The following is a 13,058-nucleotide window of genomic DNA, read 5'->3' as shown; positions in this document are numbered from 1 at the left end:
TACCTGGTGTCCGCCGGGGCGTCTCCCCGGTGGCAGGCCCCATCCTTCGCCGTAGGCCGCCCGCTACCCAGGGATGCGTCCTTCCTGGGTCTGCCAGTACCAGGCTCCGTTCCGGCCGGTCTCCTACGATCGGAGCATGGACGGGGACCTGGGAGACTTTCTTCGCTCACAACGCGCGCGCATTCAGCCCGAGGACGTCGGCCTACAGGCATACGGCCGCAGGCGGGTGCCCGGGCTGCGCCGCGAGGAGGTCGCGCAGCTGGCGGGGGTGAGCGTCGACTACTACATCCGGCTGGAACAGGGGCGTGGGCCGAGCGTCTCGGACGCGGTGCTCGACGCGATCGCCCGGGTGCTGCGGCTGGATGAGACGGAGCAGGCGTATCTGCACACCGTGGCCCGGCCGGCCGCGAAGGCACGGACCGGACGGCCGGCCAACGCCGCCCAGCGGGTCCGGCCCGGTCTGCGGCTGCTTCTGGACACCGTCGACAGGGCCCCGGCGTTCGTCCTGGGCCGCCGGATGGACGTCCTGGCCTGGAACGCCCTGGGTGACGCCCTCGTCGGCTTCTCCCGGATGCCCGTCGCCGAGCGCAACATGCCGCGCCAGGTGTTCCTGGAACCGGCGGCCCGCGAGCTGTACCCGGAGTGGGCCGCGGTGGCGGCGGAGACCGTCGCGTATCTGCGCCTGGACGCCGGACTGCACCCGACGGACAGACAGCTCGCCACCCTGGTCGGCGAGTTGTCGATGCGGAGCGAGGATTTCCGCCGACTGTGGGCCGACCATCAGGTGAAGGCGAAGACGTACGGCGTCAAGCGCATCCTGCACCCGGTCGCGGGCGAACTGACGCTTCCGTACGAGACGCTGGGACTGCCCGGCGACCCCGGCCAGTCGCTGGTGGTCTACACCCCGGAACCGGGCACGGAGACCGCGGAGCGCATGGCGCTGCTGGCGAGCTGGGCGGCCGCACCCGCCGGGTGAGTGGCCCGCGGCCGCGGCCGAGGAGAGCAACAGCGGGGCAGCCGCGCGGACAGCCGCTGACAACCGTCGCACGGGGAGACGCAGCGAACCGACACACGGCACGCGCCGACAACCGTCACATGCGGACACGCTCGACGCAGTCACCTGTTGACGCGCATGGATATGTCGCGGGGACCGCCGCACCCCCGGTTTCCCAGGGGGCGGGACGACGGCGGTCCCCGCGAGGGACGCGGGTCCGGGTCAGGGCCGGGTGCGCGCGTCCTGGCGACAGTGGAGGTCCGGGAGCCGCTCCGTAGTCCGCGTCGCCGTCTTGGTGCCGGCGGGTTTCCCTGCCGACACCCACCAATGTGCCGGAGCCGTGTTAAGCCGGTGCTGCGCGTACGTGTCGTGCTCGTACCGTTTTCGCGAAGCCCCGAATCGCCCCCCTACTGCTTCGGACCCGCGTCCTTCGCCAGGAACGCCAGCAGGTCCTGCCTGCTCACGACGCCCTTCGGCTTGCCCTCCACCAGCACGATCGCCGCGTCGGCACCGTCCGCGCCGCCGAGCACCGACATCAGGTCCTCGACCGGTTCGCCGGAGCCGACCTGCGGCAGCGGCGGCGACATGTGCTTCTCCAGCGGGTCGGTGAGCGAGGCGCGCTGCGCGAACAGTGCGTTCAGCAGTTCCCGCTCCACGACCGAACCGATGACCTCGGCGGCCATCACGTCCGGGTGGCCGGCGCCCGGCTTCACGATCGGCATCTGCGAGACGCCGTACTCGCGCAGGACGTCGATCGCCTCCCCGACGGTCTCTTCCGGGTGCATGTGGACGAGCGTCGGCAGCGGACCGTCCTTGTGGTCGAGCACGTCGCCGACGCGGGCGGACGTACCCGTGTCGTCCAGGAAGCCGTAGTCGGCCATCCACTCGTCGTTGAAGATCTTGCTCAGATAGCCGCGACCGCTGTCCGGGAGGAGCACGACGACCACGTCGTCCGGTCCGAGGCGCTGCGCGACCTCCAGGGCCGCCACGACCGCCATGCCGCAGGAGCCGCCGACGAGCAGGCCCTCCTCCTTGGCGAGCCGCCGGGTCATCTGGAAGGAGTCCTTGTCGGACACGGCGACGATCTCGTCCGTGACCGTCCGGTCGTACGCGGTCGGCCAGAAGTCCTCGCCGACGCCCTCGACCAGGTACGGACGACCGGAACCGCCGGAGTAGACCGAGCCCTCCGGGTCCGCGCCGACGATCTTGACCGAGCCGCCGCTGACCTCCTTCAGATAGCGGCCGGTGCCGGTGATCGTGCCACCGGTTCCCACGCCCGCCACGAAGTGGGTGATCTTCCCGTCCGTCTGCTCCCACAGCTCGGGACCGGTGGTCTCGTAGTGCGAGCGCGGGTTGTTCGGGTTCGAGTACTGGTCGGGCTTCCAGGCACCCGGCGTCTCCCGGACCAGTCGGTCCGAGACGTTGTAGTACGAGTCCGGGTGCTCGGGGTCAACGGCCGTCGGGCAGACGACGACCTCCGCACCGTAGGCGCGCAGCACATTGATCTTGTCCGTGGACACCTTGTCCGGGCAGACGAAGATGCACTTGTAGCCCTTCTGCTGGGCGACGATCGCCAGGCCGACGCCCGTGTTGCCGCTCGTCGGCTCGACGATCGTGCCGCCGGGCTGCAGCGCTCCGCTCTCCTCCGCGGCCTCGATCATGCGCAGGGCGATCCGGTCCTTCACCGAACCGCCGGGGTTGAAGTACTCGACCTTGGCCAGCACCGTCGCCTGGATGCCGGCCGTGACACTGCGCAGCCTCACCAGCGGGGTATTGCCAACGAGACTGATCATCGAATCGTGAAATTGCACCGTGTTACTCCGGGGTCTCCGAGATGGTGCGGCCAGGGTATGCGTACGGGCATGAGATTGGGCGAAGCGATTGGGCGACGGTCGTCACGGGGCAGTTAGCTGTATGTACGGCGGTACGGCAACGAGAGGTGGACCGGACTGTGTCGAGAGCAAGGGTGGCACGGCGGATCGCGGCGGGCGCGGCCTACGGCGGCGGCAGTATCGGACTGCTCGGCGCGGCGGCGGCAGGCGTGTTGCTGGCGGAGGTCCAGCTGGCGAAGCGGCACGTGGGAGGCGGTATCGCACCGGTTCCGCCCAGTGCGGACGGGCGGTACGGGGTGGCGTTCACCGGGCCTGCGGAGCCGCTGCGGCTCGGGCTGCTCGGTGACTCGACCGCGGCCGGCCAGGGTGTGCGCAGGGCCGGGCAGACGCCCGGGGCGCTGCTGGCCTCGGGGCTCGCTGCGGTGTCGGAGCGGCCGGTGGATCTGCGGAACGTCGCGCAGCCGGGGGCCCGGTCGGACGATCTGGAGCGACAGGTCTCGCTGCTGCTGGCAGACACGTCCCGGACGCCGGACGTCTGCGTGATCATGATCGGGGCGAACGATGTGACGCACCGGATGCCCGCCACCGAGTCGGTACGGTGCCTGACCATCGCCGTGCGCAGGCTGCGTACGGCGGGTGCGGAGGTGATCGTCGGGACCTGCCCGGATCTGGGCACGATCGAGCCGGTCTACCAGCCGCTGCGCTGGCTGGCCCGGCGGGCGAGCCGTCAGCTGGCGGCGGCGCAGACGATCGGTTCGGTGGAGCAGGGCGGGCGGACGGTGTCGCTGGGCGACCTGCTGGGGCCGGAGTTCGAGGCGAATCCGCGCGAGCTGTTCGGCCCGGACAACTACCACCCGTCGGCCGAGGGGTACGCGACGGCGGCGATGGCACTGCTGCCGACCCTGTGCGCCGCGCTGGGGCTGTGGCCGGAGTCCGACCGTCTCGACGGGTCGCGGCGCGAGGACATGCTGCCGGTGGCCAAGGCGGCGTCCCAGGCGGCCCGGGAGGCCGGTACGGAGGTCACGGGGGCGCGGGCACCGTGGGCTCTCCTCAAGCACCGCAGGCGCAGGCGTCTGCCCGCGGCCACGGAGCCGCACCCGGAGCCGGCCGTACGGCACTCGGATGCACAGCACCTGGACGGCCGTCGCCCGGAGGTCCAGCCCCCGGAGGTCCAGCACCTGGACGGCCTGCATCCGGACGGCAAGGGTCCGGACGTTCCGCCGGACAGGGACCCTCGCGCGGGCGGGGACTCCGGCACGGACCCCGCACCCCGGACCGCCTGAGCGGTTGCTTAGAAAAGAGGCCCGCATCACACAGCCTGCCGGGTGACCTCGGCGATACGTACGGGTAACTTCCAAGACAGTCCTGCTGAGTCCTGCTCAGCCTGCCGGGCCTCCCGCTCGGTCCAGCTCAGCCCTGACAGCCAGACAGCCTTCCAGCCCTCATGGAGCCGCGTGATGCCCGAAGCCGTGATCGTCTCTGCTGCCCGTTCCCCCATCGGCCGGGCCTTCAAGGGGTCGCTGAAGGACCTGCGGGCGGACGACCTGACCGCCACGATCATCCAGACCGCGCTGGCCAAGGTCCCCGAGCTCGACCCGAAGGACATCGACGACCTGATGCTCGGCTGCGGCCTCCCCGGCGGCGAGCAGGGCAACAACCTGGGCCGCATCATCGCCGTGCAGATGGGCATGGACCACCTTCCCGGCTGTACGGTCACCCGCTACTGCTCGTCCTCGCTGCAGACCAGCCGCATGGCGCTGCACGCCATCAAGGCCGGCGAGGGCGATGTCTTCATCTCCGCCGGTGTCGAGATGGTGTCCCGCTTCGTGAAGGGGAACTCGGACAGCCTGCCGGACACGCACAACCCGCTCTTCGCCGAGGCCGAGGCCCGTACCGCCGCCCGCGCCGAGGAGACCGGCGCGCACTGGCACGACCCGCGCGAGGACGGCCTCGTCCCGGACGCGTACATCGCGATGGGGCAGACCGCCGAGAACCTGGCCCGGCTCAAGGGCGTCACCCGTCAGGACATGGACGAGTTCGGCGTGCGGTCGCAGAACCTCGCCGAGGAAGCCATCAAGAACGGCTTCTGGGCGCGCGAGATCACCCCGGTGACGACCCCCGACGGCACCGTCGTGTCGCAGGACGACGGCCCGCGCGCGGGCGTCACCCTGGAGGGCGTGCAGGGTCTGAAGCCGGTCTTCCGCCCCGACGGCCTGGTCACCGCAGGCAACTGCTGCCCGCTCAACGACGGTGCCGCCGCGCTCGTGATCATGTCTGACACCAAGGCGCGCGAACTGGGCCTGACCCCGCTGGCCCGCATCGTCTCGACCGGCGTCTCCGGCCTCTCCCCCGAGATCATGGGATACGGACCGGTGGAGGCGAGCAAGCAGGCGCTGAAGCGTGCCGGCCTCACCATCGACGACATCGACCTGGCCGAGATCAACGAGGCGTTCGCCGCCCAGGTGATCCCCTCCTACGGCGACCTCGGCCTGCCGCTGGAGAAGGTGAACGTCAACGGTGGCGCCATCGCCGTCGGCCACCCCTTCGGCATGACGGGCGCCCGGATCACCGGCACGCTGATCAACAGCCTGCAGTTCCACGACAAGCAGTTCGGTCTGGAGACCATGTGCGTGGGCGGCGGCCAGGGCATGGCGATGGTCATCGAGCGGCTGAGCTGAGCTGCAGCGGAGAGTTCACAACTGCTGGGCAGACACATCGTTTTGGCGAACATGGGCACGATGGGGTGAACGGCGCGACGAGCTGCGGGCGTGCCCGGCGGGGCGTGCGTAACGTACTCATTGCGATCTGGGACGCCGGGTGTGGCGTCAGCAGTCGGGGCCCCCGTATCACCAGCGAGATGGTTCGGGGCCTCCCCGTCGCCTCTGGCCACACCCATATGGCCAGGTCGTAAGGGATTCCGCCCACCTGGGACGGAGCGCATACGGGATATGTGTCGCCGACCGGGACGCGAAAGCGGAGGACCAGTGCGCCCAAGACCGTTCGGGGCGTGCCGGTGAGCCAGGACTCACTCCTGCTCACCGCCCAGGAACGGTAGGGGTCGCCTGAGGTACACGGCCTCAGGCCCGACCGGCTGAGCCGATCGCCTCCTGGAACCACTGAGCTGGCCTCTTCCGCCAGCGACATGACCGGTTCCGAGCCCCGACCGTGACCGAATCTCCCCCAGGATGTGACCTATCTCCTGGGGGAGAGTCGTTTTCGCAGGTCACACCCGCATCAGGGGTAAATCTCAGGCACAAAGACCTGTCCAATTCGTGACGTAATGCACTGACACCGGGCGCAGGTAGGGGACAAGCTGATGTAGGAAGTCGGGGGATCGATTGAAACCGGGAGTACGTCAGTGAGCGCCATGCCTCTTGCCCTGTTGCTGACCACCGCCGCTGCCACGGCCGTGGGCGCTGCCGCTCTGCACGCTGCTCACGGGCTGCGCAAGCAGGTCACGGCCCTGCGGATGGAGCTGGTTGCCGGCCGCGCCCGTACCGCCGCCGTGCCCCAGCAGATCCGCAGCACCGCCACCCCGGCCGCCGAGATACGCGCGGCCGTCGCCGAGGCACTCGCCGAGGAGCGTGAGCGCGAGCTCGCCGAGGCCCGTGCGTTCTGGGCCTCCCAGGAGGCGCGCGACGCCGCGGACGCCCCGTCGCTGCTGGGTGGCCTGTCCGGGATCGGCGAGGACGCGCCGTTCTTCATGCCGCGCCAGGCGGACTTCGCGGGCCTTGAGGCGATGGACCTCGACGCCACCGACGCGCTCGAGGAGCTGACGGAACTGGCCGGGCAGGCCGACATGACCGAGCTTCCGGAGATGGTGGAATTCGCCGAGGACTCCCCCGAGCTGGCGGCCGCACGTCGCCGGCACCCCTCGCACCCCGACTTCGTCCCGGTGCAGACCCCGGTCGTCACCGACCACGAGCGCACCGTGAGCCGACTGGAGGAGCTCGCCGACAGTCGGACCGAGCTCGTCGACGTCCGCCCCGGCCCGCTCGGCACGCTCGATGTCTACGTCTTCGCCGACGGCACCACGCTCTGTATGACCCCTGGCCACCGCGAGACGGCCGAGCGGCTCGCCGAGGCGCTGCTGGCGGGTGAGCATCCGGTACTGCTGGGCGGTTCCGGTGTCTCCGGCGCGTACGCCCTGACCTTCTCCTGCGGCAAGGAGAACGTCTACATTCTCGCCGACCGCGTCATCGCCTCGTTCTGACCCGCGGGAACCCCCGGTTCCCGCGCAGCGGCCCTCGTCGGCCGCTGCCGCGACCTCCCGTAGGGGACGGCCGCTACGCGAAAGCCCGGGCGGTCGCTTCCTCGACGAATCGCACGGCCTCGTCCAGTTCGACGGACGGGGCCCTTTCCAATGCCACCGCCAAGTCCCGGCCCGCGACCGCGACTTGGTCGCCGATCGCGAACATCCCCGCGTCCGGCATGATGCGGGGCTCGCGGCCCGGAGACTCGATGCGCTGGGCACGTACGGCCAATTCCCTGGCCGCGGCCAGTCCTTCGGCGGCCGCTCCGCGCTGCAGCCTGCTCTGCGGGGCGGCGCGCAGCCGGTCGGCGAATCGGTCCACGACGGTGACCAGCGGGGTCGTATCGAGCATGCCGCGACCCTACGCGCCCTCCCGTGATGGTTGCCAACGGGCCGACGCTCAGGCACGGTGTCGGGAAGGACCAGCAACGCGCAATGCGTCGGAGGCGCCGATGACCCATGTCTTCTCCGAAGAGACCCATCGCAATCTGCTCTCCAGAATCCCTCACTGCACCGGTCGTGAAGTCTCCGACTGGCTCCGCACCGTCGAAGACGGCCCTGCCCTCCGGTTCGACGAGAAGGTCAGCTGGCTGCGGAGCGAACACGACCTCGCCTACGGACACGCGAAGGCACTCGTCCACGAGTACGACCTGAGGCGGGCGGCGCGGAAGCTGCTCTAGGCGAGCGGAACCCGGACCGACGGAAACGGCCCGCAGGCGGTGAGCCTGCGGGCCGTTCCGTTGGACGGAGCGTGCGTACGGTCAGTCGTCGCCGCTCAGGATGGAGAACAGGCGCAGCATCTCCAGGTAGATCCACACCAGGGTCATGGTGAGGCCGAAGGCCGCCAGCCACGACTCCTCGCGCGGGGCGCCGAACGCGATGCCGTCCTCGACCTGCTTGAAGTCCAGGGCCAGGAAGCACGCACCGAGGATGATCCCGATGACGCCGAAGAGGATGCCGAGACCGCCGCTACGGAAGCCCAGGCCGTCGCCCCCGCCGAAGACGGCGAACAGCAGGTTGACCGCCATCAGGAGCATGAAGCCCACGGCGGCGGCCATCACGAAGCCGTAGAAGCGGCGGGTGACGCGGATCCAGCGCATCTTGTACGCGAGAAGCACACCGGCGAAGACACACATGGTGCCCAGCACAGCCTGCATCACCACGCCGGGACCGATGTACGTGGAGACCGCGCTGGAGATCACCCCGAGGAAGACACCCTCGAAGGCCGCGTAGGAGACGATCAGCGCCGGGACCGGCTTGCGCTTGAACGACTGGACGAGCGACAGGACGAACGCCACCAGGGCGGCGCCGATCGCGATGCCGTAGGACTTGCCGAGGTTGGCCTCGTCGACCGGCAGCAGGGCCCAGGCGAGGGCCGCGCCGAGGACCACGGTGCCCAGCGTGATCGCGGTACGCGTGACGACATCGTCGATCGTCATCGCGCCGGTGCGCGCGGGTGCCTGCGGGGCGCCGAACTGGGCGTCCGGCTGGGCGTAGGGATTGGTGGCGTACGGGTTGGCGGCGGTGCCCTGCGCGTACGGGTTGGCTCCCGCGGTAGCGGCCCCGGCCTGCGGCGCCGCGTTGAAACCCGCGTAGCCGTTGTCGCGGCTGAACCCCCGTCGCGAGAAGACCGGGTTGCTGCTCCTCATCTCACTCCTTCATGGCCACCCTGCGTGGCCTTCCCACAAGAGTAATGGGTAGGCAAAAGAATCACCCTCGTGCCAGAGGAGGATCTTTGTGGAGGTCGACGGCTGAAGTGACGTCCGGCCGATCGACGCCGTCACTGAACGTCGCAGTGGTGCCCGGAGCCGGACTCGAACCGGCACGCCCCCGAGGGGCAGCGAGGTTTAAGCTCGCCGTGTCTGCATTCCACCATCCGGGCTTGGCGCGCGGCTCCGCGTTGGCACATGACCCTATCCGGGGGTGTCCCCCGATCAGCGGAACAGTGGCGCGATGTTGTCTTATTTTATTGACCGCTTGAGGGGCCGTCAGCACAGCGTGGAAGGCATAGCCACATGCCTGGGCGGGGCGGTGGGCGCCCGGACCCGCAATCGGGAATGACGGAAACTCGCCGCCCCGGGGCGGCACTGCGCGCCATGGGCCCGCCACCCGCCGGGCAACGGCCTCACCGGCACTTCTCACTCCCGGATGATCTCCGGCACCTGCGGGGCCGCGGACGCGCACGTGTCACCTGGATCACACCGTCTGCCCCGGGTTTGCGACGCAGTTCCTGACCCGTCCGCCCCATCGGGCGGAATCAGCCGATCGGGCGACGCAGCCATGCGTCGGCACAGTCGCGCGAGGGGTGAGGGGTCGCCCGCCCGGTCCGCCCGACCCTCACTCTGTGTGATCTTCGGATCCGGGTGTGCGCGCTGCGGAGGAACCGGTTCGGCGCGCTACCGGCTCAGGGTCGGTGTCATACCCGAGGAGGACGAATCGCCCCTCCGGTGCGACTCAAGTGGCCCTCCGGAACGGGTACGGGGACTGACGACCGGCGGCGGATCGGCACCGACGATGGAGTAGTCCGCTTCCGGGCCCCGAACCGAAGTCCTGAACAGGAGTGTCCCCGTGACCATCACCTCCACCGCTCACCGCGCCACCGCGGTGGCTGCCCGCGCCACGGATCTGTCCAAGGTCTACGGACAGGGCGAGACCCAGGTGAAGGCCCTGGACCGGGTCACCGTGGACTTCCCGCAGGGCGAGTTCACCGCGATCATGGGCCCGTCCGGCTCCGGCAAGTCCACCCTCATGCACTGCGTGGCCGGTCTCGACAGCTTCAGCAGCGGTTCGGTACGGATCGGCGAGACGGAGCTCGGTTCCCTCAAGGACAAGCAGCTCACCCAGCTCCGCCGGGACAAGATCGGTTTCATCTTCCAGGCGTTCAACCTGCTGCCCACGCTGACCGCGGCGGAGAACATCACGCTGCCGATGGACATCGCGGGCCGCAAGCCCGACGCCGAGTGGCTGCGCAAGGTCATCGAGATGGTGGGGCTCTCCGACCGGCTGAAGCACCGGCCCACCGAGCTCTCCGGCGGCCAGCAGCAACGCGTCGCGGTGGCCCGCGCCCTGGCCTCGCAGCCGGAGATCATCTTCGGTGACGAGCCCACCGGCAACCTGGACTCCCGCTCCGGCGCCGAGGTGCTGGGCTTCCTGCGCAACTCCGTGCGCGAGCTGGGGCAGACCGTGGTGATGGTGACCCACGACCCGGTGGCCGCCTCCTACGCGGACCGGGTGATCTTCCTCGCGGACGGGGCGATCGTCGACCAGATGATGCGTCCCACCGCGGACGGGGTTCTCGACCGGATGAAGGCGTTCGACGCCAAGGGCCGTACCAGCTGAACACGGACCGCCCCCGCGCACCCTTCCGGAACCCCTCCCCATCCCAGGACTGACAGACATGTTCCGTACCGCCCTGCGCAATGTGCTCGCGCACAAGGCCAGGCTGCTGATGACCGTTCTCGCCGTGATGCTCGGCGTGGCCTTCGTCTCCGGCACTCTGGTCTTCACCGACACCCTCGGCAATGCCTTCCGCAACCAGTCGGCGAAGAGTTACGACGACATCGCCGTCGCCGTCACCACCCACGCGGACCGGCGCGGCGACAAGACCTCCGGCATCGACGCCGCCACGCTCAAGAAGATCCAGGCCCTGGACGGCGTGGCCACCGCCACCGGCCGGGTCTCCGGCTTCGCCGGGGTCGCCGACCCGGACGGCAAGCTGATCGGCAACGGCTGGTCCAACACCGGCGCCAACTTCTCTCCTGGCACGAACGGCAAGGACGCCTCGTACACCTTCGTCGACGGCAGGGGTCCGACCGGCGACGACCGGATCGCGCTCGACAAGGAGACAGCGAAGAAGGGCGAGTACCAGGTCGGCGACCGGGTACGGGTCGCCACGAACGGCCCGGTGAAGGAGTACACCCTCTCCGGCGTCTTCACCACCGAGGACGGTGCGGTGAACGCGGGCGGCAGCCTGGTCCTCTTCGACACCCCGGTCGCCCAGCAGCTCTACCTCAGGCCCGGCTCGTTCCAGGACGTCACCGTCACCGCCGCGGCCGGCGCCTCCGACCGGAAGCTGCTGGACGCGGTGGAGCCCCTGCTGCCCAAGGACGCCACCGCCCGGACCGGCAAGGCTCTCGCCGACGACCAGGCGAAGCAGATCGAGAGCGGCCTGAGCAACCTCAACACGATGCTGCTGGCGTTCGCGGCCATCGCCCTGTTCGTCGGCATCTTCCTGATCGCCAACACGTTCACCATGCTCGTCGCCCAGCGCACCAAGGAGTTGGCCCTGCTGCGCGCCGTAGGCGCCTCCCGCCGCCAGGTCAAGCGCTCCGTACTGCTCGAAGCGGCCGTGGTCGGCGCGCTCGCCTCCGTGATCGGCTTCCTGCTCGGTCTCGGTCTCGCCACCGGACTGCGCTCGGCAATGAGCCTGATCGGCGGGAAGATCCCGGCCGGACCGCTGGTGATCTCCCCCGTCGCGGTCGGCGCCGCGTTCGGTGTCGGCATCCTGATCACCGTGCTGGCAGCCTGGCTGCCGGCCCGCCGCGCCGCGAAGATCGCGCCGGTTGCCGCGATGAGCAGCGTCCACGCGGTGGCCACCACCAAGTCGCTGGTCGTACGGAACTCGATCGGCGGGGTGCTCACCCTGCTCGGCGCGGCCGGGATCGTCGCGGGTGCGGCGGCCGGTTCGGACGGCCGGACGATCATCGGCATCGGTGCCTTCGTGGCGCTGATCGGTGTCATCGTGCTGATCCCGCTGCTGTCGCGGCCGGTCATCGCCCTGGTGCGGCCGATGCTGCTGAAGCTGTTCGGGGTCTCGGGCAAGCTGGCCGCGCAGAACGCGGTCCGTAACCCGCGGCGTACCGGGGCAACCGCCTCCGCTCTCGCGATCGGCCTCACCCTGGTCACGGGCATCTCGGTGCTGGGCGTCACGCTCGGCCAGGCGGTCGACCGGATGACCACGGACAACATCAGGGCCGACTACATGATCTCGATGGCGAGCGGCGACTCGCTCGACGAGTCGGCGCTCACCGCCCTGGAGAAGTCCGACGCCGTCGTCGCGGTCTCCCCCCAGCAGGCCGCCTCCATCAAGGTCGAGGGCACGTACCACTCGGTCTCCGGGGTCACGCCGGGCGATGTGCAGAAGGTCTTCTCCCTGAAGACGGTCTCCGGTTCGCTGGACTCGCTGGGCGACGGCGAGATCGCCGTCGGCGACAAGACCGCGAAGTCGAACGGCTGGAAGCCCGGAACCTCCCTCCCGGTGACGTACGACGACGACAAGAAGGGCACCCTGACGGTCGGCGCGGTCTACGAGGAGAACGAATTCCTGTCACCGGTCCTGATGCCGAAGAACATCCTGACCGCGCATCAGAGCCACCCGGACATCCGCGAGATCTGGCTGAGGACGGACGGCGGCGCGTCGAAGGCCAACGAGCAGGCCGTGGTCGACGCCCTGGGTGACAACCCGGCGATGTCCGTCATGGACCGGCAGGACATCCGGGACACGTTCGGCGGCTTCATCAGCATGGCGCTGAACATCATGTACGGGCTGCTGGCGATGGCCCTGATCATCGCGGTGCTCGGGGTCATCAACACCCTGGCGATGTCGGTCTTCGAGCGTCAGCAGGAGATCGGCATGCTCCGGGCGATCGGTCTGGACCGGCGCAAGGTGAAGCGCATGATCCGGCTGGAGGCCGTGGTCATCTCGGTCTTCGGCGCGGTGGTCGGGGTCGCGCTCGGTACGTTCCTCGGCTGGGCGATCGGCCGGACGCTGGCCTCCTCCATCCCGGGGTACGCCCTGGTGATCCCGTGGGACCGGATCGCGGTCTTCCTGGTGCTGGCGGCGCTGGTGGGCGTGCTGGCCTCGCTCTGGCCGGCCCGCAGCGCCGCGAAGCTGAACATGCTGACGGCGATCAAGACCGAGTGACGAGTGAGCCCCCGGCAGTGAGCCCCTGATACGGAGGGCCGGTACCCGCAAGCTGGA

9 protein-coding genes, 1 tRNA gene and 1 pseudogene are annotated in these 13,058 nt (G+C 69.8%); 7 read left to right on the top strand and 4 right to left on the bottom strand.

The genetic code is table 11. The features are described from left to right. Positions 1-136: 136 nt before the first annotated feature. Entirely contained in the window at positions 137-976 is an 840-nt protein-coding gene (locus OG395_RS31775; RefSeq protein ID WP_327245989.1) for a helix-turn-helix transcriptional regulator, read from the top strand. 425 nt (positions 977-1,401) lie between these two features. Here the strand turns inward: OG395_RS31775 and OG395_RS31770 are convergent, their stop codons facing one another. Beyond that, positions 1,402-2,805 (bottom strand): cystathionine beta-synthase, encoded by a 1,404-nt coding sequence (locus OG395_RS31770; protein ID WP_266984868.1) that lies wholly within the window; start codon positions 2,803-2,805, stop codon positions 1,402-1,404. Between the two features lie 155 nt (positions 2,806-2,960). Here OG395_RS31770 and OG395_RS31765 point away from each other — a divergent pair. The 3 genes and pseudogenes from OG395_RS31765 to OG395_RS31755 form a co-directional block, all read left to right on the top strand. Continuing rightward, a pseudogene (locus tag OG395_RS31765) lies at positions 2,961-3,959 on the top strand (SGNH/GDSL hydrolase family protein); the annotation flags it as partial. A gap of 324 nt (positions 3,960-4,283) precedes the next feature. After that, positions 4,284-5,504 carry an acetyl-CoA C-acetyltransferase gene (locus OG395_RS31760; RefSeq protein ID WP_327245988.1) on the top strand — a complete coding sequence of 407 codons (1,221 nt, stop codon included), beginning with the start codon at positions 4,284-4,286 and terminating at the stop codon, positions 5,502-5,504. Positions 5,505-6,208: 704 nt separating this feature from the next. After that, entirely contained in the window at positions 6,209-7,039 is an 831-nt protein-coding gene (locus tag OG395_RS31755; RefSeq protein ID WP_442818777.1) for a hypothetical protein, read from the top strand. A 73-nt stretch (positions 7,040-7,112) separates the two neighbouring features. On the opposite strand, the gene OG395_RS31750 is transcribed toward OG395_RS31755, so the two are convergent. Beyond that, positions 7,113-7,430: a hypothetical protein gene (locus tag OG395_RS31750; protein ID WP_266984860.1), complete on the bottom strand. Its 318-nt coding sequence runs from the start codon at positions 7,428-7,430 to the stop codon at positions 7,113-7,115. 100 nt (positions 7,431-7,530) lie between these two features. Here OG395_RS31750 and OG395_RS31745 point away from each other — a divergent pair, with 100 nt between their 5' ends. Next, entirely contained in the window at positions 7,531-7,758 is a 228-nt protein-coding gene (locus OG395_RS31745) for a DUF4287 domain-containing protein (protein ID WP_037697864.1), read from the top strand. An 81-nt stretch (positions 7,759-7,839) separates the two neighbouring features. Here OG395_RS31745 and OG395_RS31740 read toward each other — a convergent pair whose 3' ends face one another. Both OG395_RS31740 and OG395_RS31735 read right to left on the bottom strand, forming a co-directional pair. After that, positions 7,840-8,727 carry a Bax inhibitor-1/YccA family protein gene (locus OG395_RS31740; protein WP_266984856.1) on the bottom strand — a complete coding sequence of 296 codons (888 nt, stop codon included), beginning with the start codon at positions 8,725-8,727 and terminating at the stop codon, positions 7,840-7,842. A 147-nt stretch (positions 8,728-8,874) separates the two neighbouring features. Then, positions 8,875-8,960 (bottom strand) — tRNA-Leu (locus OG395_RS31735). A gap of 686 nt (positions 8,961-9,646) precedes the next feature. Here OG395_RS31735 and OG395_RS31730 point away from each other — a divergent pair. Together OG395_RS31730 and OG395_RS31725 are read left to right on the top strand one after the other, a co-directional pair. Next, on the top strand, positions 9,647-10,417 hold the full coding sequence (locus OG395_RS31730; RefSeq protein WP_266984854.1) for an ABC transporter ATP-binding protein: 771 nt from the start codon (positions 9,647-9,649) through the stop codon (positions 10,415-10,417). A 58-nt stretch (positions 10,418-10,475) separates the two neighbouring features. Next, positions 10,476-13,001 (top strand): ABC transporter permease, encoded by a 2,526-nt coding sequence (locus tag OG395_RS31725; protein ID WP_327245987.1) that lies wholly within the window; start codon positions 10,476-10,478, stop codon positions 12,999-13,001. Positions 13,002-13,058 lie beyond the last annotated feature (57 nt).

Origin of the sequence: Streptomyces sp. NBC_01320, from assembly GCF_035974375.1 — a bacterium.
Lineage (GTDB): Bacteria > Actinomycetota > Actinomycetes > Streptomycetales > Streptomycetaceae > Streptomyces > Streptomyces yanii.
Note: the sequence above shows the minus strand (reverse complement) of the source record. Positions and strands in the feature narration are given on the sequence as shown.